This is a genomic window from Aquimarina agarilytica ZC1 (assembly GCF_000255455.1).
Classification (GTDB): Bacteria; Bacteroidota; Bacteroidia; order Flavobacteriales; family Flavobacteriaceae; genus Aquimarina; species Aquimarina agarilytica.
In genome coordinates this window covers 5,085-28,971 of the sequence record NZ_JH621272.1, presented here as the reverse complement: position 1 = coordinate 28,971, position 23,887 = coordinate 5,085, and the positions used below count along the sequence as shown (strand labels likewise).

General features: G+C 35.5%; 38 protein-coding genes. 37 read left to right on the top strand and 1 reads right to left on the bottom strand.

Features of this window, described 5'->3' with window-relative positions; translation table 11 throughout:
* Window positions 1-170 precede the first annotated feature (170 nt).
* Window positions 171-1,085, top strand: a complete 915-nt coding sequence (gene iolE, locus KQA_RS0213470; RefSeq protein WP_010181937.1) for a myo-inosose-2 dehydratase — start codon at window positions 171-173, stop codon at window positions 1,083-1,085.
* A 6-nt stretch (window positions 1,086-1,091) separates the two neighbouring features.
* Here iolE and KQA_RS0213465 read toward each other — a convergent pair whose 3' ends face one another.
* Window positions 1,092-1,382 (bottom strand): hypothetical protein, encoded by a 291-nt coding sequence (locus tag KQA_RS0213465; protein WP_010181936.1) that lies wholly within the window; start codon window positions 1,380-1,382, stop codon window positions 1,092-1,094.
* An 84-nt stretch (window positions 1,383-1,466) separates the two neighbouring features.
* On the opposite strand from KQA_RS0213465, the gene KQA_RS0213460 reads away from it, so the two are divergent.
* The 36 genes from KQA_RS0213460 (at window position 1,467) to KQA_RS0213285 (ending at window position 23,675) form a co-directional block, all read left to right on the top strand.
* Complete coding sequence (locus KQA_RS0213460; protein ID WP_010181935.1) at window positions 1,467-1,820, top strand: putative quinol monooxygenase; 354 nt, start codon at window positions 1,467-1,469, stop codon at window positions 1,818-1,820.
* 161 nt (window positions 1,821-1,981) lie between these two features.
* Complete coding sequence (gene rpsL / locus KQA_RS0213455) at window positions 1,982-2,356, top strand: 30S ribosomal protein S12 (RefSeq protein WP_010181934.1); 375 nt, start codon at window positions 1,982-1,984, stop codon at window positions 2,354-2,356.
* A gap of 74 nt (window positions 2,357-2,430) precedes the next feature.
* Complete coding sequence (gene rpsG, locus KQA_RS0213450; protein ID WP_010181933.1) at window positions 2,431-2,907, top strand: 30S ribosomal protein S7; 477 nt, start codon at window positions 2,431-2,433, stop codon at window positions 2,905-2,907.
* An 11-nt stretch (window positions 2,908-2,918) separates the two neighbouring features.
* Complete coding sequence (fusA, locus tag KQA_RS0213445) at window positions 2,919-5,045, top strand: elongation factor G (RefSeq protein WP_010181932.1); 2,127 nt, start codon at window positions 2,919-2,921, stop codon at window positions 5,043-5,045.
* Window positions 5,046-5,056: 11 nt separating this feature from the next.
* Entirely contained in the window at window positions 5,057-5,362 is a 306-nt protein-coding gene (gene rpsJ / locus KQA_RS0213440) for a 30S ribosomal protein S10 (protein ID WP_010181931.1), read from the top strand.
* A gap of 242 nt (window positions 5,363-5,604) precedes the next feature.
* Complete coding sequence (gene rplC, locus KQA_RS0213430; RefSeq protein WP_010181930.1) at window positions 5,605-6,222, top strand: 50S ribosomal protein L3; 618 nt, start codon at window positions 5,605-5,607, stop codon at window positions 6,220-6,222.
* Complete coding sequence (gene rplD, locus KQA_RS0213425; RefSeq protein WP_010181929.1) at window positions 6,222-6,851, top strand: 50S ribosomal protein L4; 630 nt, start codon at window positions 6,222-6,224, stop codon at window positions 6,849-6,851. Before rplC ends, rplD begins: the two co-directional genes overlap by 1 nt.
* Before the next feature lie 8 nt (window positions 6,852-6,859).
* The gene (gene rplW, locus KQA_RS0213420; protein ID WP_010181928.1) at window positions 6,860-7,150 is read left to right on the top strand and encodes a 50S ribosomal protein L23; all 291 of its coding nucleotides are present in this window, start codon (window positions 6,860-6,862) and stop codon (window positions 7,148-7,150) included.
* Between the two features lie 9 nt (window positions 7,151-7,159).
* The gene (rplB, locus tag KQA_RS0213415) at window positions 7,160-7,984 is read left to right on the top strand and encodes a 50S ribosomal protein L2 (RefSeq protein WP_010181927.1); all 825 of its coding nucleotides are present in this window, start codon (window positions 7,160-7,162) and stop codon (window positions 7,982-7,984) included.
* A gap of 3 nt (window positions 7,985-7,987) precedes the next feature.
* The gene (rpsS, locus tag KQA_RS0213410) at window positions 7,988-8,269 is read left to right on the top strand and encodes a 30S ribosomal protein S19 (protein WP_010181926.1); all 282 of its coding nucleotides are present in this window, start codon (window positions 7,988-7,990) and stop codon (window positions 8,267-8,269) included.
* 7 nt (window positions 8,270-8,276) lie between these two features.
* On the top strand, window positions 8,277-8,684 hold the full coding sequence (gene rplV / locus KQA_RS0213405; protein WP_010181925.1) for a 50S ribosomal protein L22: 408 nt from the start codon (window positions 8,277-8,279) through the stop codon (window positions 8,682-8,684).
* A gap of 9 nt (window positions 8,685-8,693) precedes the next feature.
* Window positions 8,694-9,416, top strand: a complete 723-nt coding sequence (rpsC, locus tag KQA_RS0213400) for a 30S ribosomal protein S3 (protein ID WP_010181924.1) — start codon at window positions 8,694-8,696, stop codon at window positions 9,414-9,416.
* 22 nt (window positions 9,417-9,438) lie between these two features.
* Window positions 9,439-9,858 carry a 50S ribosomal protein L16 gene (gene rplP, locus KQA_RS0213395; RefSeq protein ID WP_010181923.1) on the top strand — a complete coding sequence of 140 codons (420 nt, stop codon included), beginning with the start codon at window positions 9,439-9,441 and terminating at the stop codon, window positions 9,856-9,858.
* A 10-nt stretch (window positions 9,859-9,868) separates the two neighbouring features.
* Complete coding sequence (rpmC, locus tag KQA_RS0213390; protein WP_010181922.1) at window positions 9,869-10,063, top strand: 50S ribosomal protein L29; 195 nt, start codon at window positions 9,869-9,871, stop codon at window positions 10,061-10,063.
* A gap of 13 nt (window positions 10,064-10,076) precedes the next feature.
* Window positions 10,077-10,334, top strand: a complete 258-nt coding sequence (gene rpsQ / locus KQA_RS0213385; protein WP_010181921.1) for a 30S ribosomal protein S17 — start codon at window positions 10,077-10,079, stop codon at window positions 10,332-10,334.
* A 1-nt stretch (window position 10,335) separates the two neighbouring features.
* Window positions 10,336-10,704, top strand: a complete 369-nt coding sequence (rplN, locus tag KQA_RS0213380) for a 50S ribosomal protein L14 (RefSeq protein ID WP_010181920.1) — start codon at window positions 10,336-10,338, stop codon at window positions 10,702-10,704.
* 12 nt (window positions 10,705-10,716) lie between these two features.
* Complete coding sequence (gene rplX, locus KQA_RS0213375; RefSeq protein WP_010181919.1) at window positions 10,717-11,031, top strand: 50S ribosomal protein L24; 315 nt, start codon at window positions 10,717-10,719, stop codon at window positions 11,029-11,031.
* 2 nt (window positions 11,032-11,033) lie between these two features.
* Window positions 11,034-11,585: a 50S ribosomal protein L5 gene (rplE, locus tag KQA_RS0213370; protein ID WP_010181918.1), complete on the top strand. Its 552-nt coding sequence runs from the start codon at window positions 11,034-11,036 to the stop codon at window positions 11,583-11,585.
* Window positions 11,586-11,587: 2 nt separating this feature from the next.
* Window positions 11,588-11,857, top strand: coding sequence for a 30S ribosomal protein S14 (rpsN, locus tag KQA_RS0213365; RefSeq protein ID WP_010181917.1), 270 nt, complete (start codon window positions 11,588-11,590; stop codon window positions 11,855-11,857).
* 61 nt (window positions 11,858-11,918) lie between these two features.
* Window positions 11,919-12,317 (top strand): 30S ribosomal protein S8, encoded by a 399-nt coding sequence (gene rpsH / locus KQA_RS0213360; RefSeq protein ID WP_010181916.1) that lies wholly within the window; start codon window positions 11,919-11,921, stop codon window positions 12,315-12,317.
* Between the two features lie 18 nt (window positions 12,318-12,335).
* Window positions 12,336-12,878, top strand: coding sequence for a 50S ribosomal protein L6 (gene rplF / locus KQA_RS0213355; RefSeq protein WP_010181915.1), 543 nt, complete (start codon window positions 12,336-12,338; stop codon window positions 12,876-12,878).
* A gap of 10 nt (window positions 12,879-12,888) precedes the next feature.
* Window positions 12,889-13,245: a 50S ribosomal protein L18 gene (rplR, locus tag KQA_RS0213350; RefSeq protein WP_010181914.1), complete on the top strand. Its 357-nt coding sequence runs from the start codon at window positions 12,889-12,891 to the stop codon at window positions 13,243-13,245.
* Between the two features lie 5 nt (window positions 13,246-13,250).
* Window positions 13,251-13,775 carry a 30S ribosomal protein S5 gene (gene rpsE / locus KQA_RS0213345; RefSeq protein ID WP_010181913.1) on the top strand — a complete coding sequence of 175 codons (525 nt, stop codon included), beginning with the start codon at window positions 13,251-13,253 and terminating at the stop codon, window positions 13,773-13,775.
* A gap of 10 nt (window positions 13,776-13,785) precedes the next feature.
* Window positions 13,786-13,965 carry a 50S ribosomal protein L30 gene (rpmD, locus tag KQA_RS0213340; protein WP_010181912.1) on the top strand — a complete coding sequence of 60 codons (180 nt, stop codon included), beginning with the start codon at window positions 13,786-13,788 and terminating at the stop codon, window positions 13,963-13,965.
* A gap of 11 nt (window positions 13,966-13,976) precedes the next feature.
* Window positions 13,977-14,429, top strand: coding sequence for a 50S ribosomal protein L15 (rplO, locus tag KQA_RS0213335; protein ID WP_010181911.1), 453 nt, complete (start codon window positions 13,977-13,979; stop codon window positions 14,427-14,429).
* Window positions 14,430-14,439: 10 nt separating this feature from the next.
* Complete coding sequence (gene secY, locus KQA_RS0213330) at window positions 14,440-15,780, top strand: preprotein translocase subunit SecY (RefSeq protein WP_010181910.1); 1,341 nt, start codon at window positions 14,440-14,442, stop codon at window positions 15,778-15,780.
* Window positions 15,780-15,995 (top strand): translation initiation factor IF-1, encoded by a 216-nt coding sequence (gene infA, locus KQA_RS0213325; RefSeq protein WP_010181908.1) that lies wholly within the window; start codon window positions 15,780-15,782, stop codon window positions 15,993-15,995. The genes secY and infA overlap by 1 nt, the downstream gene beginning before the upstream one ends.
* A 2-nt stretch (window positions 15,996-15,997) precedes the next feature.
* Entirely contained in the window at window positions 15,998-16,114 is a 117-nt protein-coding gene (ykgO, locus tag KQA_RS19950) for a type B 50S ribosomal protein L36 (RefSeq protein ID WP_010181906.1), read from the top strand.
* Between the two features lie 2 nt (window positions 16,115-16,116).
* On the top strand, window positions 16,117-16,491 hold the full coding sequence (gene rpsM, locus KQA_RS0213320; RefSeq protein WP_010181905.1) for a 30S ribosomal protein S13: 375 nt from the start codon (window positions 16,117-16,119) through the stop codon (window positions 16,489-16,491).
* Window positions 16,492-16,562: 71 nt separating this feature from the next.
* Window positions 16,563-16,946, top strand: coding sequence for a 30S ribosomal protein S11 (gene rpsK, locus KQA_RS0213315; protein ID WP_010181904.1), 384 nt, complete (start codon window positions 16,563-16,565; stop codon window positions 16,944-16,946).
* 96 nt (window positions 16,947-17,042) lie between these two features.
* The gene (gene rpsD / locus KQA_RS0213310; protein ID WP_010181903.1) at window positions 17,043-17,648 is read left to right on the top strand and encodes a 30S ribosomal protein S4; all 606 of its coding nucleotides are present in this window, start codon (window positions 17,043-17,045) and stop codon (window positions 17,646-17,648) included.
* Between the two features lie 99 nt (window positions 17,649-17,747).
* On the top strand, window positions 17,748-18,740 hold the full coding sequence (locus KQA_RS0213305; RefSeq protein ID WP_010181901.1) for a DNA-directed RNA polymerase subunit alpha: 993 nt from the start codon (window positions 17,748-17,750) through the stop codon (window positions 18,738-18,740).
* 60 nt (window positions 18,741-18,800) lie between these two features.
* A complete protein-coding gene (rplQ, locus tag KQA_RS0213300) occupies window positions 18,801-19,268 on the top strand; it encodes a 50S ribosomal protein L17 (RefSeq protein ID WP_010181900.1) in 468 nt (155 codons plus the stop codon).
* 208 nt (window positions 19,269-19,476) lie between these two features.
* Window positions 19,477-20,571 carry a glutamine-hydrolyzing carbamoyl-phosphate synthase small subunit gene (carA, locus tag KQA_RS0213295; protein ID WP_010181899.1) on the top strand — a complete coding sequence of 365 codons (1,095 nt, stop codon included), beginning with the start codon at window positions 19,477-19,479 and terminating at the stop codon, window positions 20,569-20,571.
* A gap of 87 nt (window positions 20,572-20,658) precedes the next feature.
* On the top strand, window positions 20,659-21,951 hold the full coding sequence (gene eno, locus KQA_RS0213290) for a phosphopyruvate hydratase (RefSeq protein WP_010181897.1): 1,293 nt from the start codon (window positions 20,659-20,661) through the stop codon (window positions 21,949-21,951).
* 437 nt (window positions 21,952-22,388) lie between these two features.
* Window positions 22,389-23,675: a citrate synthase gene (locus tag KQA_RS0213285; RefSeq protein WP_010181895.1), complete on the top strand. Its 1,287-nt coding sequence runs from the start codon at window positions 22,389-22,391 to the stop codon at window positions 23,673-23,675.
* Window positions 23,676-23,887: the final 212 nt, after the last annotated feature.

Genomic DNA, 23,887 nt, shown 5'->3' with positions numbered 1-23,887 from the left:
GTGTTTTGCGTGAAGGATTGAAGCGGCATCCTTTTTATTTGGAGTAACGAAGTGGAGTAAAATAAAAAGATATAGCGGAAAGCCTGACCTGTAAGGGCACGCCCAAAATAAATAAAACGATTTACAGGTAAGAATTTTATATACAATATTCAATCATAAAAATCGATCACATGAGCAATAAAAAATTCAATAAGGATAAAGTGTTTTTTGGAATAACGCCAACATCATGGTGGAATGATGATTTTTTGGATATAGATATAGGTATTCCCTTTGAGCAATGTGTAAGCGAAATGGCATTGGCGGGTTTTGAAGGCTGTAGTGTCGGACACAAATACCCAACAGATATTAATACATTAAAAAAAGCATTGGATATAAGAGGTCTGCGTGTTTCTGAACCTTGGACGAGTACGTATTTTTCTATAAATAACATGTATGATAAAACGCTAGCTGATTTTAAGAAATCCTTAGCGTTTATCAAAGAAATGGGAGGCACAGATATTGTGGTGGCAGAATTAGGAGGTTCTTCGCATCAACAGCCCATTGCATTAAAAGCCAATCGTCCCATTTTTTCGGATGCAACTTGGGATAAAGTAGTTAATGGATTAACCGAATTAGGTAAAATCGCAAATAGCGAGGGTATGCGCTTATGTTATCACCATCATATGGGAACAGGTATTGAGACCAGGGCTGATGTAGATCGATTAATGGAGGCAACAGATCCTGAATTGGTGCATTTACTTTTTGATACAGGGCATTTGGCTTTTGCAGGTGATGATCCGTTACAATTGGCTAAGGATTATGCATCGCGTATTAAGCACGTGCATTTAAAAAATATCCGAAAACCAATTATGGAACTGTCAGATGCCAATCAATTATCATTTAAAGAATCCATTGAGGCAGGTATTTTTACTGTACCAGGGGATTCGGCAGGTTTTATTGACTTTGATGCTATTTTGCAAACATTAGCTAGTGCTAATTTTGAAGGCTGGTTAATTGTTGAAGCAGAGCAAAACCCGGCTAATGCGACGCCTTTGGTGTATGCAAAAATGGCTAGAGAATATTTGAAAAAAGCTACGGGATATTAATAAAGCTTAGTTTTGTTTTAGGTGCTGTAGGTCTTTGTCGATTTCCTTTATTTCCTCTGCAGTTTCGTTGATTAAAATAGCTTCGGCACCTTCTAAAATATAAACTAAAGATTTACCAATATGTACTATTCCAAGTATAATCAAGCCGTGGTGTGTTTTCAGATAGGCTTCAAAATCAGGTATAATAGTTTCTAGCAGTTCGGATACGCCTGTAATTATTAATAGAATACCGATTATTAGAGTAAAAGCATAGCTTTTAAATATTTTGGCTAGTCGGTTGATGATTTTGCTTTTCATTAATAGTAGGCTAATAACCAAATAAAAATACTGAATTATAATTTTAAAATACTTCAAATCAATAATTTAACAAAAAAAAATAATATGTATCCTTTAATTTCAACATGGACTATAGTGTCTGGTAAAAAAGATGAAGCCATATCGGTTTTAAAAAAATTAGCATTAAAAGTAGAAAAAGAAGAAGAAAACACATGGATGTATACGGTTCATGTGCCGGATTTAGAGCAAAAAAATTTACCAACACCTCCTGTAAATCAAGTTATTTTTTATGAAGTATATAAAGATGAAGCAGCATTTAAATCACATGTATCGGGAAAAATATTTACTGATTTTGTGAATGCGTATAAAGACTTGTTTTTGTGTAACGAAGGGAAACCTTATGTTACATTATTAGTAATGGATCGAAAGGCAGGTTTTATAAGAGAAGCATTAAAGTGAATGAATAAGTATTTACAATATTTTTTTTGAAAATTTAAAGTAAAAAAAACTTGCTTTTTAAAATTAATACGTTATTGTTTGAATTACTGATAATTATTCATACTTTTGCAAGCCCTTAGAATGGGGATTAAAACAAATTTAATAATTAGTGTTAAGCAATTATGCCAACAATTTCACAATTAGTACGAAAAGGTAGAGCCAAAATAACCAAGAAGAGTAAATCGGCTGCCTTAGATTCATGTCCACAAAGACGCGGCGTATGTACACGTGTTTACACAACTACACCAAAAAAACCAAACTCAGCTATGCGTAAAGTAGCTCGTGTTAGGTTGACAAATGGTAAGGAAGTGAATGCATACATAGGTGGTGAAGGACACAATCTTCAGGAGCACTCGATAGTATTGGTTAGAGGTGGAAGGGTAAAAGATTTGCCAGGAGTTAGATATCACATCGTTCGTGGAGCACTTGATACCGCAGGGGTAGCAGGTAGAACACAACGTAGATCTAAGTATGGAGCAAAACGCCCTAAAAAGTAATTAAAAAGTTAGAAGATTGAAGCATGTGTGATTTGCAGCTTCGGACGAAAAACTAAAAAACTTAAAAACAAGACATGAGAAAAAGAAAGGCAAAAAAAAGACCGATACTTCCAGATCCTCGTTTTAACGATCAGTTAGTAACTCGTTTCGTGAACATGATGATGTGGGACGGAAAGAAATCGGTAGCTTTTAAAATCTTTTATGATGCAATTGATATCGTAGAAGAAAAGAAAACTGATGATGAAAAATCAGCTTTGGAGCTTTGGAAAGAAGCATTGTCTAATGTAATGCCACACGTAGAGGTTCGTAGCCGTCGTGTAGGTGGGGCAACATTTCAAATTCCAAACCCAATACGCCCAGATCGTAAAATTTCAACTGCTATGAAGTGGTTAATTTTATTTGCTCGTAAGCGTAATGAAAAATCTATGGCATTAAAATTAGCTTCTGAGATTTTAGCTGCAGCTAAAGAAGAAGGAGCGGCTGTTAAGAAAAGAGTGGATACGCACAAAATGGCCGAGGCAAATAAGGCATTCTCACACTTTAGATTCTAATCGTATATAAAATGGCAAGAGATTTAAAATTTACTAGAAATATTGGTATTGCAGCGCATATTGATGCTGGAAAAACCACTACGACTGAACGTATACTTTATTATACGGGTGTAAGTCATAAAATTGGAGAAGTACATGATGGTGCTGCTACAATGGATTGGATGGAGCAGGAGCAGGAAAGAGGTATTACAATTACTTCTGCAGCGACTACTTGTGAGTGGAAATTCCCTTTAGATAACGGAAAAGTACTTCCAGAAACAAAAGGATATCACTTTAATATTATTGATACTCCAGGTCACGTTGATTTTACTGTTGAGGTAAATAGATCGTTACGTGTATTGGATGGTTTGGTATTTTTATTTAGTGCAGTTGATGGTGTAGAGCCACAATCTGAAACTAACTGGAGATTAGCAGATAACTACAAAGTGCCACGTATCGGTTTTGTAAACAAAATGGACCGTCAGGGATCTAACTTTTTGGCTGTATGTCAACAGGTTAAGGATATGTTGAAGTCAAATGCAGTGCCAATTGTATTGAATATTGGTGATGAGGCTGACTTTAAAGGAGTGGTTGATTTGGTAAAAAACCGTGCTATTATATGGCATGATGAAACACAGGGGGCGACTTTTGATATTGTTGATATTCCTGAGGATATGAAGGAAGAGGCTCGTAAATATCGTGCACTGCTTATTGAAGAGGTGGCAAGTTATGATGAGAATCTTTTGGAGAAATTTATGGAAGATGAGGATTCTATTACAGAAGAAGAAGTGCATGCTGCACTTAGAGCTGCTGTAATGGATATGGCTATTATTCCTATGATATGTGGTTCAGCCTTTAAAAATAAAGGGGTGCAGTTTTTATTAGATGCTGTATGTCGTTATTTGCCTTCTCCTACTGATAAAGAAGGTATTAGAGGAGTTGATCCAAGAACTGATGAAGAGGTATTGCGTAAGCCAGATGTTAAGGAGCCATTTGCGGCTTTGGCATTTAAAATTGCGACTGATCCTTTTGTAGGTCGTTTAGCGTTTTTCCGTGCATATTCTGGTCGATTAGACGCGGGTTCTTATATTTTGAACAACCGTTCAGGTAAAAAAGAGCGTATTTCTCGTATATACCAAATGCACTCAAATAAGCAGAATGCTATCGATTTTATCGAAGCAGGAGATATTGGAGCGGCAGTTGGTTTTAAGGATATCAAGACTGGTGATACTATGTCTGATGAAAAAAATCCTATTGTTTTAGAATCTATGGACTTCCCAGATCCAGTAATTGGTATTGCGGTGGAGCCTAAGACTAAGGCAGATGTTGATAAAATGGGTATGGCTTTGGCTAAATTGTCTGAAGAAGATCCAACATTTACAGCAAGAACAGATGAGGCTTCTGGTCAAACAATTATATCTGGTATGGGTGAGCTTCACTTGGATATTATTGTAGATCGTTTAAAGCGTGAATTTAAAGTAGAAGTAAATCAAGGTCAGCCTCAGGTTGAGTACAAGGAAGCTATTACTCAGCTTGCTGAGCATAGAGAGGTGTACAAAAAGCAATCAGGTGGACGTGGAAAATTTGCGGATATTGTATTTACATTAGAGCCAGCTGAAGAAGGAAAAGTAGGTTTAGAATTTATTTCTAACATTAAAGGAGGTAATGTACCTAAAGAATTTGTTCCTTCTGTAGAGAAAGGTTTCAAAATGGCAATGGTTGCAGGTCCTTTGGCAGGATATGAAGTTGATGCTATGAAAGTAACATTAACCGATGGGTCTTATCATGATGTGGATTCGGATCAATTATCATTCGAATTGGCGGCTAAGTTAGGATTCAAAAATGCTGCAAAAGCTGCAAAAGCGGTTATTATGGAGCCTATTATGAAGTTGGAGGTAATTACTCCAGAGGAAAATATGGGTGATATTGTAGGTGACTTGAACCGTCGTAGAGGTCAGGTTAGTGATATGGGGGATAGAGCAGGTGCAAAAACTGTAAAGGCAACTGTGCCACTTTCTGAAATGTTTGGTTATGTAACTACATTAAGAACATTATCTTCAGGTAGAGCAACATCTACAATGGAATTTTCACATTATGCAGAAACTCCGTCGAACATTTCGGAAGAAGTGATTAAGGCAGCTAAAGGAGAACAAGCTTAAAACCTACTAAAATGAGTCAAAAAATTAGAATTAAATTAAAATCTTACGATCACAATTTAGTAGATAAATCTGCTGAGAAGATTGTAAAAACTGTAAAAAGTACAGGTGCAGTAGTAACGGGACCTATTCCATTGCCAACGCACAAAAAAATATTTACTGTATTACGTTCACCGCACGTTAATAAAAAGTCGCGTGAGCAATTTCAGTTAAGTTCATATAAGAGATTGCTTGATATTTATAGCTCTTCATCAAAAACGATTGATGCGTTAATGAAGTTAGAGTTGCCAAGTGGTGTTGAAGTGGAGATTAAAGTGTAATTACACTTTTTGATTCAATATCTTTAAAAGTATAAAAACGAATTGAAGCTCCTGATTTTTTGAAATTTGGGAGTTTCAATTATATTTCATACTTTTGCAATCGCTAAAAATCTTAGTGGGTCTAAGATTTTACATGTCCTAAGCTTCGGGCGAGGGAAAAACGGTAAAAAATACATTCAAGGTCGGAGGTATTTTCGACCTTGAGTTTTTTTAAATAAATAGTAATAATTAAATAATTAAGAATGTCTGGGTTAATTGGTAAGAAAATTGGCATGACTAGCATCTTTGACGAGAATGGGAAGAATATTCCTTGTACAGTTTTAGAGGTTGGGCCATGTGTTGTTACCCAAGTCAGAACTGAAGAGGTTGATGGTTATAATGCTGTTCAATTAGGTTTCGATGACAAGGCTGATAAAAATGCTAGTAAAGCGGCTCAAGGTCACTTTAAAAAAGCTGGTACTGCTGTCAAGCGTCAAGTTGTCGAATTCAAAGGTTTTGAAGAGGAGTACAAGTTAGGTGATGTAATCACTGTAGAGCATTTTGTTGAAGGTGAATTTGTGGATGTGTCTGCAACTTCAAAGGGTAAAGGTTTTCAGGGAGTTGTAAAACGTCACGGTTTTGGTGGTGTTGGTCAAGCAACTCACGGTCAACATAACCGATTAAGAGCTCCAGGTTCTATTGGTGCTGCTTCATATCCTGCACGTGTATTCAAAGGAATGCGTATGGCAGGTCAAATGGGTGGCGATAAAGTAAAAGTTCAAAACTTACGTGTTTTAAAAGTAGTTTCTGATAAGAATTTACTTGTGATTAAAGGATGTGTTCCTGGTCATAAAAACGCATATGTAACTATTCAGAAATAATGAAAGTAGCAGTTTTAGATATCAACGGAAAAGAAACAGGTAGAGAGGCAAACCTTTCTGATGCTGTTTTTGCTATTGAGCCAAACGATCATGCTGTTTACTTAGATGTAAAGCAATACTTGGCAAATCAACGTCAAGGAACGCATAAGGCTAAAGAGAGAGCTGAGATTACTGGTAGTACAAGAAAAATTAAAAAACAAAAGGGAACAGGTACAGCTCGTGCGGGTAGTATCAAGTCTGGTGTTTTTAAAGGTGGAGGTCGTATTTTTGGACCTAGACCAAGAAATTATTCTTTTAAATTAAATAAAGGTGTGAAGCGTTTAGCGCGTAAATCTGCATTAAGTTTAAAAGTAAAAGAGAGTTCTTTAACAGTGCTTGAAGATTTTAATTTTGAAGAAATAAAGACTAAAAACTTTGTAAATGTTTTAAAAACATTAGGCTTAGATGCTAAGAAGTCTTTATTTGTTTTAGGAGAAGCAAATGAGAATGTTTATTTGTCTTCAAGAAATCTTAAAAATACTGAAGTAATTTTAGCTTCAGAATTGAGTACTTATAGAATATTACATGCAAATAATGTAGTGTTGTTAGAGGGTTCTTTAGAAGGAATTGAAACGAATTTAAGTAAATAGAACACGCCATGAGTATCTTAATTAAACCTATCATTACGGAAAAAGCTACTGCTGCAAGTGAATTAAGAAATTGCTTCAGTTTTGTAGTAAATAAGAAGGCGAACAAGGTAGAAATCAAAAAAGCAGTTGAAGCTGCTTATGGTGTTTCTGTGGATAAAGTTCGAACAATAAACGTCCGCCCAGATCGTAATACACGTTATACAAAAACGGGTATTGTAACTGGTAAAACAAGCGCTTATAAAAAAGCTATTGTACAGGTGGCGGAAGGTGATACAATTGATTTATACAGTAATCTTTAAGACTAAAAAATGTCAGTAAGAAAATTAAAACCAATCACCCCAGGACAGCGATTTAGAGTAGTAAATGGGTTTGACGCCATAACTACTGATAAGCCGGAGAAGAGTTTATTAGCTCCGAAAAAACGTACTGGAGGTCGAAACAGTCAAGGAAAAATGACTATGCGCTACAAAGGTGGTGGTCATAAAAGACGTTATCGTATTATAGATTTCAAACGTGACAAGCAAGGAGTGCCTGCTACGGTTGCATCTATTCAATATGATCCGAACAGAACAGCATTTATTGCGCTTTTAAATTATCAAGATGGTGAGAAACGTTACGTGATCGCTCAGAATGGTTTAGAAGTGGGGCAAAACATTGTTTCGGGTGCTGATGTAGCTCCGGAAATTGGAAATGCAATGCCTTTAAGTGCTATTCCATTAGGTACAATTATTTCATGTATTGAATTACACCCAGGTCAAGGAGCTGTTATGGCTCGTAGTGCTGGTTCTTTTGCTCAGTTAATGGCGAGAGATGGTAAGTTTGCTACAGTTAAATTGCCTTCTGGTGAAGTTAGATTAATTCTAGTTACTTGTATGGCTACAATTGGTGCTGTTTCAAACAGTGATCATCAATTGTTAGTTGGAGGTAAAGCGGGTAGAACGCGTTGGTTAGGTCGTAGACCAAGAACAAGACCAGTAGCAATGAACCCGGTTGATCATCCAATGGGTGGTGGTGAAGGACGTTCGTCTGGAGGACACCCTCGTTCAAGAAAAGGTTTACCGGCTAAAGGATTTAGAACGCGTTCTAAAACTAAGGCGAGTAATAAGTATATTGTAGAACGTAGAAAGAAATAAGATATGGCTCGTTCATTAAAAAAAGGACCTTATATTCACTATAAGTTAGAGAAAAAGGTCGCAGCAAATGTAGAAGCTGGTAAAAAGACAGTGATTAAAACTTGGTCAAGAGCATCAATGATTAGTCCTGATTTTGTTGGTCAAACAATAGCTGTTCACAATGGTCGTCAGTTTGTTCCTGTTTATGTAACTGAGAACATGGTAGGTCACAAATTAGGAGAGTTTTCGCCAACACGTTCTTATAGAGGACATGGTACGGATAAGAAAAATAAAGGTAAAAGATAAGTAAGCTATGGGAGTTCGTAAAAAACAAATGGCTGACAGAATTAAGGAAGAGAAAAAGCAAATTGCTTTTGCAAAGCTTAATAACTGTCCTACTTCGCCAAGAAAAATGCGCTTAGTAGCGGATTTAGTACGTGGTAAAAAAGTGGAAAATGCACTGCAGATACTTAGATTTAGCCCAAAAGAGGCGTCACGTCGTTTAGAGAAATTGTTGTTGTCTGCATTGGCAAACTGGCAAGCTAAAAACGAAGATGCTAGCATTGAAGATGCTGATCTTATCGTTTCTGAAATCCGTGTTGATGGTGGAGCAATGTTGAAAAGATTGCGTCCAGCACCACAAGGAAGAGCACACAGAATTAGAAAGCGTTCTAACCACGTTACAATCGTAGTTGGATCTAATAATAATACACAAAGCTAAGATAGAGATATGGGACAAAAGACAAATCCAATCGGAAATCGCCTTGGTATCATCAGAGGATGGGAATCTAACTGGTACGGAGGTAACGACTATGGAGATAAACTTGCTGAAGACGATAAAATCAGAAAGTATATCCATGCACGTTTATCAAAAGCTAGTGTATCGAGAGTGATTATTGAGCGTACGCTTAAACTTGTAACCGTTACTATCACTACGGCACGTCCAGGTATCATTATTGGTAAAGGAGGTCAAGAGGTAGACAAGTTGAAAGAAGAGCTTAAAAAAATTACAAACAAAGAGGTTCAATTGAACATCTTCGAAATTAAAAGACCTGAGCTTGATGCATTTTTAGTAGGATCAAGTATTGCACGCCAAATTGAGAATCGTATCTCTTACCGTCGTGCAATCAAGATGGCAATTGCGGCTGCAATGCGTATGAATGCTGAAGGTATTAAGGTGTTAATTTCTGGACGTTTGAATGGTGCTGAAATGGCACGTTCAGAGTCGTACAAAGACGGTCGTATTCCGTTGTCTACATTCAGAGCCGATATTGATTATGCGTTAGTTGAAGCACATACTACTTATGGTAGAATGGGTATCAAAGTATGGATCATGAAGGGTGAAGTATATGGTAAAAGAGAGCTTTCTCCTTTGGTAGGTTTATCAAAGAAGCAAGGTAAATCTGACAGAGGACAAGCAAGAGGTGGAAATAAACCTCGCCGTAGAAAGTAATTTTATAAAGAAATTTTAGACAATGTTACAGCCTAAAAGAACAAAATTCCGTAAACAACAAAAAGGACGTATGAAAGGTCTTGCTCAACGTGGGCATACTTTATCAAACGGTACTTTCGGAATCAAATCGTTAGATTCGAATTTTGTGACTGCAAGACAAATTGAAGCTGCGCGTATTGCTGCAACTCGTTATATGAAAAGAGAGGGTTCGTTATGGATTATGATTTTTCCAGACAAACCAATTACAAAAAAGCCTCTTGAAGTACGTATGGGTAAAGGTAAGGGTGCTGTTGAGTATTGGGCAGCAGTTGTTAAACCAGGAAGAATTTTATTTGAAATAGCAGGAGTGCCATTTGACACTGCAAAAGAAGCATTACGCTTAGCTGCTCAAAAATTACCTGTTAAAACTAAGTTTATCGTAGCTAGAGATTATCAAGCTTAATATTTGAATTATGAAACAATCAGAAATTAAAGGTCTGTCTGTGGCTGAATTACAAGAAGAACTTGGTAAATCAAAACAAGCGTATTCTGAATTAAAAATGGCTCACGCACTTTCTCCATTAGAGAATCCGTTACAAATCCGTAGCGTAAGAAAATCTATTGCAAGAATAGCAACTGAGTTAACAAAACGTGAATTAAACGCTTAATTCTGCTGAAAAGATGGAAAAAAGAAATTTAAGAAAAGAACGTATCGGTGTAGTTACAAGTAACAAAATGGAGAAATCTATTGTTGTTTCTGAGGTAAAAAAAGTAAAACACCCTATGTACGGAAAGTTCGTGTTGAAAACTAAAAAATACGTTGCACACGACGAAACAAATGACTGTAACATAGGCGATACTGTAAGGATCATGGAAACACGTCCTTTAAGTAAGTCAAAATGTTGGAGATTAGTTGAAGTAATAGAAAGAGCGAAATAAGATGGTACAACAAGAGTCTAGATTAAGAGTAGCTGATAATACAGGTGGTAAGGAAGTACTTACGATTCGTGTATTAGGTGGTACGAAAAAAAGATACGCCTCTGTAGGTGACAAGATCGTTGTCAGTATTAAGGAGGCTGCTCCAAACGGAAGCGTTAAAAAAGGAGCGGTTTCAACTGCAGTTGTAGTTCGTACCAAAAAAGAAGTGCGTAGAGCCGATGGATCGTATATCCGTTTCGATGATAACGCTTGTGTCCTTTTAGGAGCAAACGGAGAAATGAGAGGAACACGTGTATTTGGCCCTGTTGCAAGAGAACTTCGTGATAAGCAGTTCATGAAGATTGTTTCACTAGCACCTGAAGTGCTTTAATCATTTAAAAAAATGGCAAAATTAAAGATCAAAACAGGCGACTTAGTAAAAGTAGTAGCTGGTGATGACAAAGGTCAGGAAGGAAAAGTACAAAAGGTACTTATTGAAAAGAACAAAGCCATCGTTGAAGGTGTGAACTTAGTTTCTAAGCATAATAAGCCTAGCGCGGCTAGCCCTCAAGGTGGAATAGTTAAAAAGGAAGCGCCAATTCATATTTCGAATTTAGCTTTAGTTGATCCTAAGTCTGGTGATGCAACTCGTGTGGGTTACCGTATTGAAGGTGATAAAAAAGTGCGTTTTTCTAAAAAATCTAATGAAGTAATATAGTTATGTCTTATAAAGTTAGACTTAAGGAAGAGTATAAGGATCGAGTGATCGCTGCTCTTAGAGAAGAATACAGCTATAGTAACATTATGCAAGTGCCAAAACTTACAAAAATAGTTTTGAGTAGAGGTGTAGGTGGTGCTGTTGCAGACAAAAAATTGATTGATTACGCAGTAGATGAATTTACAACTATCACGGGTCAAAAAGCAGTTTCTACCATTTCTAAAAAGGATGTTGCATCTTTTAAATTAAGAAAAGGTATGCCAATTGGAGCAAAAGTAACTTTACGTGGGGATCGTATGTACGAATTCTTGGATCGTTTAGTAACGGTAGCTTTACCACGTGTACGTGATTTTCAAGGGATTAAAGCTACAGGTTTTGATGGAAGAGGAAATTATTCAATGGGTGTTACAGAGCAAATAATTTTTCCAGAGATTGATATCGATAAGGTAAATAAAATTTCGGGATTAGATATAACATTTGTAACTTCCGCACCGACAGATAGCGAAGCTAAATCATTATTAACTCAATTAGGGTTACCTTTTAAAAAGAAATAATTATGGCTAAAGAATCAATGAAAGCCCGTGAGGTGAAGAGAGCAAAAACGGTTGCTAAATATGCTGAAAAAAGAAAGGCTTTGAAAGAAGCTGGAGATTATGAAGCATTACAAAAGTTACCAAAAAACGCTTCACCAATTCGTATGCATAACCGTTGTAAATTAACGGGAAGACCAAAAGGTTATATGCGTCAGTTTGGTATTTCACGTGTAACATTCCGTGAAATGGCAAACCAAGGATTAATTCCTGGGGTAACTAAAGCAAGTTGGTAAATACTATTAATTGGTAAAAGGTTTGGCTATTGTCGAAAACCATTACCGCAAATAAATACAAATGAATACAGATCCTATTGCAGATTTTTTAACAAGAATCAGAAATGCAAATGCAGCAAAACACAGAGTTGTTGAAATTCCTGCTTCAAAAGTTAAAAAAGAGATCACTAAAATATTATTCGATCAAGGATATATTTTAAGTTATAAATTCGAAGATACTACAGCTCAAGGTAGTATTAAGATTGCATTAAAGTATGACAAGTTCACTAAAGAGCCTGTAATTCAAGAATTACAGCGTATTAGTAAGCCAGGTTTACGTAAGTATGCTGGTTCAAGTGAAATTCCACGTATATTGAACGGTTTAGGTATTGCTATTGTTTCTACTTCTCATGGAGTAATGACAGGTAAGCAAGCTAAACGTGATAATGTTGGTGGTGAAGTACTTTGTTACGTTTATTAACAGTAAAAAGACACAGAAATGTCAAGAATAGGAAAAAATCCAGTAACTATACCGTCTGGTGTCACAGTAGATGTGAAAGGGAATAATGTTACTGTTAAAGGAAAATTAGGAGAATTATCACAAGAAATTGGTGATATTTCTGCTGTTGTTGAGGGTGATAAAATCACTTTAGATAGACCTTCTGAAACAAAAAGTCATAAAGCACAACACGGTTTATACCGTTCTTTATTGTCAAATATGGTTCAAGGGGTATCTGAAGGGTTTACCAAAGAATTGGAATTGGTTGGTGTAGGTTATAGAGCATCAAACCAAGGTCAAAAATTGGACTTAGCATTAGGTTTTTCACACAATATAGTGATTGATTTAGCACCAGAGATCAAAGTTGAAACGATTTCTGAAAAAGGTAAAAACCCAATTATTAAGCTTTCATCATTTGATAAGCAATTAGTAGGTGAGGTTGCTGCTAAAATTAGATCATTCCGTAAGCCTGAACCTTACAAAGGAAAAGGAATTAAGTTTGTTGGTGAAGAATTAAGAAGAAAAGCAGGTAAATCTGCATAATAACTAAGTTATGGCATTCTCAAAAGAATCAAGAAGATTAAAGATAAGAAAGCGTATACGTGGTGCTGTAAGTGGTACGGCGGAACGTCCAAGACTTTCTGTATACAGAAGTAACAAAGAGATTTATGCTCAGATTGTTAATGATGTTGATGGAAAGACTTTAGTAGCTGCATCGTCTCGTGACAAAGCAATTGCTGATGCAACAGGAACTAAAATTGAAATTGCAAATCTAGTAGGAAAAGCAATCGCTGAAAAAGCTGTAAAAGCTGGATTAGAAGTCGTTGCTTTCGATAGAGGTGGTTACCTTTACCACGGTAGAATAAAATCATTAGCTGAAGGAGCTAGAGAAGCAGGACTTAAATTCTAAGAAAGATGTATCAAAAATATAAAAACGCAGAATTAGTAAAGCCTAGTGGTCTTGATTTAAAAGATCGTTTAGTAGGAGTTCAACGTGTTACTAAAGTAACAAAGGGTGGACGTGCTTTTGGATTTTCGGCTATTGTTGTAGTTGGTGATGAAAATGGTGTTGTTGGTCAAGGTTTAGGTAAATCAAAAGAAGTAGCGGAGGCTATCGCAAAAGCGGTTGAAGATGCTAAGAAGAATTTGGTGCGTATTCCATTGAATAAAGGAACGCTACCTCATGAGCAAAAAGGTAAGTATGGTGGAGCTAGAGTGTTATTATTACCAGCATCTAAGGGTACTGGAGTAATAGCAGGTGGAGCGATACGTGCGGTATTGGAAGCAGTTGGTGTACATGATGTAATGTCAAAAAACCAAGGATCTTCTAACCCACATAACGTAGTTAAGGCAACATTTGATGCTTTATTGCGTTTACGTTCTGCTCAGCAAGTAGCAAAACAAAGAGGTGTATCATTAGATAAAGTGTTTAACGGTTAATATAAAAATTATGGCGACAATAAAAGTAACTAAGGTGAAAAGTGCTATAAACCGTACAGCAAACCAAAAGAAAACTTTAGAGGCTTTAGGGCTTAAAAAGATTGGTCAAACTGTAGAGCACACAGATACTCCAAGCATACTTGGAATGGTAAATAAAGTTCAACATTTAGTTTCTGTTGAAACGATTTAAAACGAATAAAGATGAATTTAAGTAACTTAAAGCCTGCATCAGGCTCAGTTAAAAGTCAAGGAAAGCGTTTAGGTCGTGGACAAGGTTCTGGTAAAGGTGGTACCGCTGCACGTGGTCACAAAGGAGCTAAGTCTCGTTCTGGTTATTCTAGAAAAATAGGTTTTGAAGGTGGTCAAATGCCATTACAAAGACGTGTACCTAAGTTTGGATTTACAAACATTAATAGGAAAGAATATCAGGGAGTGAACTTAGACACTTTACAAGCATATGTTGATGCTGGAAGGTTTTCTGATGTAGTTGATTTTGACACTTTAGTTGCGTCAAGATTAGCAGGAAAAAACGAATTAGTAAAGATACTTGGAAGAGGAGAGTTAAAGGCAAAGTTGAAAGTATCAGCTCACAAATTTACTGCTTCTGCTAAGCAAGCCATTGAGGCTGCTGGTGGAGAAGCAATAACTCTTTAATAATAACTTTATGAAGTTTATTGAAACTATTAAAAATATCTGGAAAATAGATGAGTTACGTAACCGTATCGGTTTAACTCTTGGTTTATTACTTGTGTACCGTTTTGGTGCTCAAGTAGTGCTTCCAGGTATCGATGCAGCGCAATTAGCTCAGTTAGGAACACAAACTCAAGATGGTTTGTTGGGTCTATTGAATGCCTTTACAGGTGGTGCTTTTGCAAATGCATCGGTTTTTGCGTTGGGTATTATGCCTTACATTTCGGCATCTATTGTAGTACAGTTAATGGGGATAGCAATTCCTTATTTGCAAAAACTACAAAAAGAAGGTGAAAGTGGACGTAAAAAAATTAATCAGATTACACGTTGGTTGACAATTGCAATTACTTTGGTTCAAGGACCAGGATACATTTACAATTTGTTTAATACGTTGCCTGAATCTGCATTTGTAATGGGTAGCTCAGTAGCGTTTGTTGTTTCTTCAGTTATCATTATTACTACAGGTTGTATATTTGCAATGTGGTTAGGAGAGCGTATTACAGAAAAGGGAATTGGAAATGGTATTTCATTATTAATAATGGTGGGTATTATTGCTACGTTACCTCAAGTGTTTATCCAAAATTTAATTTCTCGTGTAAGCGGTGAAGAAGGTGGAGGAATGATAATGGTTTTAATTGAACTTGTAATATGGTTTGTCATCATTTTAGCATCGGTTTTACTTGTAATGGCGGTACGTCAAGTGCCTGTACAATATGCACGTAGAACAGCTGATGGTGGATATGAGAAAAATATTTTTGGTTCACGCCAATACATCCCATTAAAGTTAAATGCATCAGGTGTAATGCCAATCATATTTGCTCAAGCAATTATGTTTATCCCAGCAGCAGTGGCAGGTTTGTCACAAACAGAAACTGCGCAAGGGATAACGGCTGCTTTTAGTAATATGTTTGGATTTTGGTATAACTTGGTGTTTGGTTTGTTAATCATTGTTTTTACGTATTTTTACACGGCAATTACAGTACCTACAAATAAAATGGCAGATGATTTAAAAAGAAGTGGTGGATTTGTACCTGGGTTTAGACCTGGTACTGAAACATCAGAGTATTTAGATAAGATCATGTCTCAAATTACATTCCCTGGATCTATATTCCTTGCAATCATAGCTATATTTCCTGCAATTGCAGTAAGTTTACTAGGTGTGCAACAAGGTTGGGCATTGTTCTTTGGAGGAACGTCATTATTAATTATGGTAGGTGTGGCAATTGATACGGTACAGCAAGTAAATTCATACTTGTTAAATCGTCACTACGATGGTTTAATGAAAACAGGTAGTAAAAGAAAAGCGGTAGCATAATGGCAAAACAACCAGCAATTGAACAAGACGGGAGTATAATTGAAGCATTATCAAATGCGATGTTCCGTGTTGAATTAGAAAATGGTCACGTTGTGACCGCTCATATCTCAGGAAAGATGCGTATGCATTACATTAAGTTGCTTCCTGGTGATAAAGTTAAATTAGAAATGAGTCCTTACGACTTATCGAAGGCAAGAATAACCTATAGATACTAATTATGAAAGTTAGAGCATCATTAAAGAAAAGAAGTGCTGACTGCAAGATTGTACGCAGAAAAGGACGTCTTTACGTAATTAATAAAAAGAATCCTAGATTTAAACAAAGACAAGGGTAATTATGGCAAGAATTGCAGGGGTAGATGTACCTAAACAAAAGCGAGGAGTTATAGCATTAACCTATATCTTCGGTATTGGTAGTAGTAGAGCAAAAGAAATTTTAGCAGCTGCCAAAGTAGACGAGAACATCAAAGTTTCTGATTGGAATGATGATCAAATCGGTAGCATTCGTGAAGCCGTTAGTCAGTATACTATTGAAGGAGAGTTACGTTCTGAAACTCAATTAAACATTAAGCGTTTAATGGATATCGGATGTTATAGAGGAATACGTCATAGAGCTGGTTTGCCTTTAAGAGGTCAGCGTACTAAGAATAACTCTAGAACAAGAAAAGGTAAAAGAAAAACAGTTGCTAATAAGAAAAAGGTAACTAAGTAATAATTAGAATACGGTATTGGTGCCAATGCTTAGTGCATTAATTTCAATACCAAATTCTAAACAATCAAAGTATGGCAAAGTCAACAGCAAAAAAACGTAAAGTAATTGTTGAAGCAGTAGGTGAAGCTCACGTAACTGCATCATTTAATAACATTATCGTTTCTTTAACAAACAAAAAAGGTGATGTGATTTCATGGTCATCTGCAGGTAAAATGGGCTTTAGAGGTTCAAAAAAGAATACTCCTTATGCGGCTCAATTAGCTGCTGAAGATGCTGCTAAAGTAGCTTCTGAAGCAGGACTAAAAAAAGTTAAAGTATATGTAAAAGGACCTGGTAACGGACGTGAGTCTGCAATTAGAACTTTACATAATTCAGGAATTGAAGTATCAGAAATTATTGACGTTACTCCAATGCCGCATAATGGATGTCGTCCTCCAAAAAGACGAAGAGTATAATAATTTTATTTTTAGTATCTTTGGGGCTTTTGTTTATCGAAGGACAGTGACCTTAATTCATAAACACCCAAATAATTTTTAATCTATTTTATAGTAATGGCAAGATATACTGGTCCAAAAACTAAAATTGCCCGTAAATTCGGACAAGCTATTTTCGGAGATGATAAGTCTTTTGAAAAAAGAAATTACCCTCCAGGACAGCACGGTAATAACCGTCGTAGAGGAAAGAAGAGTGAATATGCTATCCAGTTAATGGAAAAGCAAAAAGCAAAATATACTTATGGAATTCTTGAAAAGCAATTCCGTAATATGTTTGATAGAGCAACTCGTGCTACAGGGATTACAGGTGAAGTTTTACTTCAATTATGTGAGTCACGTTTAGATAATGTTGCCTACAGAATGGGATTGTCTACATCGCGTAGTGGTGCACGTCAATTAGTATCTCACCGTCACATTACAGTTAATGGGGAAATAGTAAATATTCCTTCTTACCAGATTAAGCCAGGTGATGTTGTTGGTGTTAGAGAAAAGTCTAAATCTTTAGAAGTAATCAATAATTCACTTAGCGCAAGCAGCGAAGTATATGAGTGGATTACTTGGAACAGTGAAACTAAAGAAGGTACTTTCGTTTCTGTGCCACAGCGTATTCAGATTCCTGAAACTATCAATGAGCAGTTCATCGTCGAGCTTTACTCAAAATAATAAATTAATAAAACTGTATTGGTATTTGGCCAAAGGAATTATTTGACTTCTTCAAACTTATAGTTCGCGCAACCAAATAACAATTAAAACGAAGAAAATATGGCAATATTAAATTTTCAAAAGCCCGATAAAGTAATCATGATTGATTCAACTGAATTCGAGGGTAAATTTGAATTCAGACCTTTAGAGCCAGGCTACGGTTTAACTATTGGAAATGCTTTGCGAAGAGTGTTGCTTTCTTCATTAGAAGGATTTGCAATAACTTCAATAAGAATTGAAGGTGTTGATCACGAGTTTTCTACATTGGCAGGGGTTGTTGAAGATGTAACTGAAATCATTTTGAACTTAAAGCAAGCGCGTTTTAAGCGTCAAATTGAAGATGTTGATAATGAAACAGTATCAATCTCTATATCTGGTCAAGATCAGTTAACTGCTGGTGATTTCCAGAAATTTGTTTCTGGTTTTCAAGTATTAAATCCAGATTTAGTAATCTGTAACCTTGATAAGTCAGTAAGTTTCGATATGGAAATTACTATTGAAAAGGGAAGAGGTTATGTGCCTGCTGAAGAAAATAAAAAAGCTAATGTTCCAGTAGGAACGATTTTTACTGATTCTATTTATACACCAATTAAAAATGTTAAGTATAGCATTGAAAATTACCGTGTAGAGCAGAAAACAGATTATGAAAAATTAGTTTTTGAAATAGTTTCTGATGGTTCTATTCATCCTAAAGATGCATTAACCGAAGCAGCTAAGATTTTGATTCATCACTTTATGTTATTCTCTGACGAGCGTATTACGCTTGAAGCAGATGAAATAGCACAAACTGAAACTTATGATGAAGAATCATTACATATGCGTCAGTTGTTAAAAACAAAATTAATTGATATGGATCTTTCGGTTCGTGCATTAAACTGTTTGAAAGCTGCTGAAGTAGATACATTAGGTGATCTAGTATCATTCAACAAAAATGACCTTATGAAGTTCCGTAACTTCGGTAAAAAATCACTTACTGAATTAGAGGAATTAGTAAATGTTAAGGGATTAAGTTTTGGTATGGATTTATCTAAATACAAATTAGATAAAGATTAATTACATCATATTTTGCTCCTCAGAGAGAGTTGAGCAAGATGGTGTTAAAATAAAAATGTCATGAGACACGGAAAAAAAATAAATCACTTAGGAAGAAAGACAGCGCATAGATCTGCTATGTTAGCAAATATGGCTTCTTCTTTAATTGAGCATAAAAGAATCAACACAACGCTTGCAAAAGCAAAAGCTTTAAAGCAATTTGTTGAGCCTTTAGTAACTAAGTCTAAATCGGACACTACACATAACAGACGTTTAGTTTTTGCTAAACTAAGACAAAAAGATGCAGTGACTGAGCTTTTTAGAGAACTTGCACCGAAAGTAGGTGATAGACCAGGTGGTTATACACGTATTATTAAGTTAGGAAATCGTTTAGGAGATAATGCTGAAATGGCAATGATCGAATTAGTTGATTTCAATGAGCTTTATACTGCTGGTAAAGCTGTAGCTAAAAAATCTACTCGTAGAGGTAGATCAAAAAAAGCTGCTGAGCCAGTTGTTGAAACTCCAGCAACAAACGAAGAAGAGTAGGATGTTAGTTATAACATTTATAAAAGGACAATCAATTATGATTGTCCTTTTTTTATGTGTAAAGTTTAAAAAAATATGTGTTAGGAGTTTAAAAAATTAATTATTTGCTGTACTTTTGCTCAGATTTATTCATACGGAAATAGGTCAGCCAAAATAAGGAGAGTTACATTAAAGTGTAGTTGTTTTACACCCCAAAAAGGATGAATATATGAAATACCAGTCTAAACAAAAAGCAGTTATTTTACTATCAGATGGAACCATTTTTCATGGTAAAGCTGTAGGGAAATCCGGAAGTGCTTTTGGTGAAGTTTGTTTTAATACAGGAACTACTGGATATCAAGAAATTTTTACAGACCCGTCATACTCAGGTCAAATAATGGTTGCAACCAATGCCCATATTGGAAATTATGGTGCTATGGAAGAAGAAGTGGAATCTGATTCTATTAAAATAGCAGGTTTGGTTGTTAAGAATTTCAGTTATGAATATTCAAGACCTGGAAGTAAGTCGCTTCAGTCATTTTTAGAAGAAAATAATTTATTGGCCATATCTGATGTGGATACACGTGCTTTAGTAAGTTATATTCGTGATAATGGGGCAATGAATGCTGTTATTTCAACTGAAGTAGATGATATTGAAAACCTAAAAAAGCAATTAGCGGCTACCCCAGACATGAAAGGTTTAGAGTTGGCATCAAAAGTATCAACTAAAGAACCTTACTTTTTTGGTGATGAAAAAGCGAGCTATAAAATTGCAGCATTAGATTTAGGGATCAAAAGAAATATCCTAAGAAATTTAGCTAAAAGAGATGCTTACATAAAAGTGTTCCCTTATAATACGCCTCTTTCTGAAATGAAGGCATGGAATCCTAATGGTTATTTTTTATCAAACGGACCTGGTGACCCAGAGCCTTTAGAAAATGCGATTTCTGTTGCAAAACAATTAGTTGATGAAAATCTACCCACATTTGGTATATGTTTAGGGCATCAGGTGATAGCCATTTCTCAAGGAGTTAAAACATTTAAAATGTTTAATGGTCATAGAGGGATCAATCATCCTGTAAAAAACCTTTTAACTGGAAAAGGTGAAATATCATCTCAAAACCATGGTTTTGCAGTGGATAGAGAAAGTGCAGATGCTAATACAAATGTAGAGGTGACTCACGAGCATTTAAATGATGGTACTGTAGCAGGAATTAGAATAAAAGATAAGAATTGTTTCTCTGTACAATATCACCCAGAGGCTAGTCCAGGACCAAATGATGGGACCTACTTATTTGATCAGTTTATTGCTAATTTGAAATAAGTAAAATATATAACAATAAAGCAATATTAAATACTTAAGTAATCATTATATTGCACAAAGTATAATAAAAAACTAAAATTTAACATAATGAGTATTATCACTAATATTCACGCAAGACAAATTCTTGATTCACGTGGAAACCCAACAGTAGAAGTAGACGTTGTAACTGATAATGGAGTACTAGGTAGAGCAGCAGTTCCATCTGGAGCTTCAACAGGAGAGCATGAAGCTGTAGAGCTTCGTGATGGAGGAAAAGACTACATGGGTAAAGGTGTTCTTAAAGCAGTTTCTAATGTAAATGAAATTATTGCTGAAGAATTAATTGGTTACTCAATTTTTGATCAAAATTTAATTGATCAGTTAATGATTGATTTAGATGGTACGCCAAATAAATCAAAATTAGGTGCAAATGCTATTTTAGGTGTTTCTTTAGCAGTAGCTAAGGCGGCGGCTAATGAATTAAATATGCCATTGTATCGTTACGTAGGAGGAGTAAGTGCAAATACACTTCCTGTACCAATGATGAATATTATTAATGGAGGTTCTCACTCCGATGCGCCTATTGCTTTTCAGGAGTTTATGGTAATGCCAGTAAAGGCTAAAAACTTTACGCATGCTATGCAAATGGGAACTGAAATATTTCATCACCTAAAGAAAGTGTTGCATGATCGTGGTTTAAGTACTGCTGTAGGTGACGAAGGTGGTTTTGCACCTAACTTAGAAGGTGGAACTGAAGATGCTTTAGATTCTATCAAATTGGCAGTAACAAATGCGGGTTATACTTTTGGTGATGATGTTATGGTAGCTTTAGATTGTGCTGCTGCAGAATTTTTTGTTGATGGTAAATACGACTACAAAAAATTTGAAGGAGATTCTGGAGTAATAAGAACTAGCGAAGAGCAAGCTGATTACTTAGCTGAATTAGCGGCTAAATATCCAATTATTTCTATTGAAGATGGAATGGATGAAAATGACTGGGCTGGTTGGAAATACCTAACAGACAAAATTGGTGATAAAGTTCAATTAGTTGGTGATGATTTATTTGTAACTAATGTAGAGCGTTTATCTCGTGGTATTAAGGAAAATATTGCGAATTCAATTTTAATTAAAGTAAACCAGATTGGTACTTTAACAGAAACAATTGCTGCAGTAAATATGGCTCACAATGCCGGGTATACATCAGTAATGTCTCACAGATCTGGAGAAACAGAAGATAATACAATTGCAGATTTAGCAGTGGCACTAAATACAGGGCAAATTAAAACAGGTTCGGCTTCACGTTCTGATCGTATGGCCAAATACAACCAGTTGTTACGTATAGAAGAAGAATTAGGGAATGTAGCTTATTTTCCTCAAGAAAATGCTTTTAAAGTAAAATAAGGAATCATATTCTTGTTAGTTAAACCCGAATTATGCATTGAAATTTTGTCATGAGGCTGTGATATACAATAAATACTAGTGTTTTCTTAATTTCAGCATAGCACCGTTATGGTTAAATTAAAAAACACAGTTTACGATAGTATTTGAAGTAGATCGCAGACGTAATAGATTTTTAATGCATAATTCGGGTTAAAAGAGGCTGTCTATTTTAGACAGCCTCTTTTTTATGGTCTAAAATGTAATTTTTTTGAAATACGTTGACTTAGTAACTATGAGAAGCTAACTTTAAGAAATAATCAAAAAGTTTTCTTAATTTTTAAACTTATGTTAATACTTAAGTAATTGAATTATTTGGTTGCTCGATTATACTTATTTTTAGAGTTTAATTTGTAAATTAGCGCTTCTTCGATAATAATATAAAAAACAGCATTAAGCTTATGTCAGAAATAGCATCTTTAGAAATAGACGGAAAAAAGTTTGAATTCCCTATAATTAAAGGTTCTGAGAATGAGGTTGCCATTGACGTTAAAGCACTGAGAGGTGCCACCAATGGAATCATTACTTTAGATCCAGGTTTTAAAAATACAGGTAGTTGTCAAAGTGCCATTACTTACTTAGATGGTGAGCAAGGAATTTTACGTTATCGAGGATATGCTATTGAAGATTTAGCACATAATGCAGATTTTTTAGAAACTGCGTACTTGTTAATATTTGGAGAGCTTCCAAGTAAAGAAGTATTAGCTAAGTTTGAAAAGGATATAAAAGCACAATCTCATGTGGATGAGGAAGTAAAAAAAATATTGGATGGTTTTCCAAAGTCGGCACATCCAATGGGAGTGTTGGCATCATTAACAAGTGCATTAATTGCTTTTAATCCAGAGTCTGAAGACGTGGATTCGGAGGAAGATATGTACAATGCTATAGTTACATTAATGGGGAAATTCCCTGTATTAGTTTCTTGGGCATTACGTAAAAAACAAGGTTTACCATTAGATTATGGTGATGATTCTTTAGGTTATGTGGAAAACATTGCAAAATTACTTTTCAAAAAACCAAATTCGGAATACAAGCAAAACGATATTGTAATTGATGCCTTAGATAAGTTATTGATTTTACATGCAGATCACGAGCAAAACTGTTCTACTTCAACAGTAAGAATTGTAGGTTCGTCACATGCAGGTTTGTTTGCTTCAATATCTGCAGGAATATCTGCTTTGTGGGGGCCACTACATGGAGGTGCCAATCAAGCGGTGTTAGAAATGCTTGAGGCAATTAAAGAAGATGGTGGAGATACTAAAAAATACATGGGTAAAGCCAAGGATAAAGAAGATCCTTTCCGTTTAATGGGATTCGGTCACCGTGTATACAAGAATTTTGATCCTCGCGCAAAAATTATCAAAGTAGCTGCCGATGAAGTATTAGCCGATTTAGGGGTGAATGATCCAATTTTAGAAATTGCCAAAGGATTAGAGCAAGAAGCTTTGAATGACGATTACTTTGTGAAAAGAAAATTATATCCAAATGTGGATTTCTATTCAGGGATTATTTATCGTGCATTAGGGATACCAACAGATATGTTTACAGTAATGTTTGCCCTTGGACGTTTACCAGGTTGGATAGCGCAATGGAGAGAAATGCGTTTAAACAAAGAACCAATAGGTAGACCAAGACAGATTTATACTGGTGAAAACTTAAGAGAGTTTAAAAAAGTAGAAAACAGATAATACATAGAACATCATATATAAAAGGTTACTTTAAAAAAGTAGCCTTTTTTTATATAGGTTAGTTGAGTATACAAGATTACCAAACAAAAAATGTATCAAAATTAGTGTCATTGATTTTAAATGTTATTTGACTTAGCTAAAGAGAGATGTTTATATTTTTTGAATAAATAAGAATGATATAGGTTGCTTAGTTCATAAAAATCAAACAAATT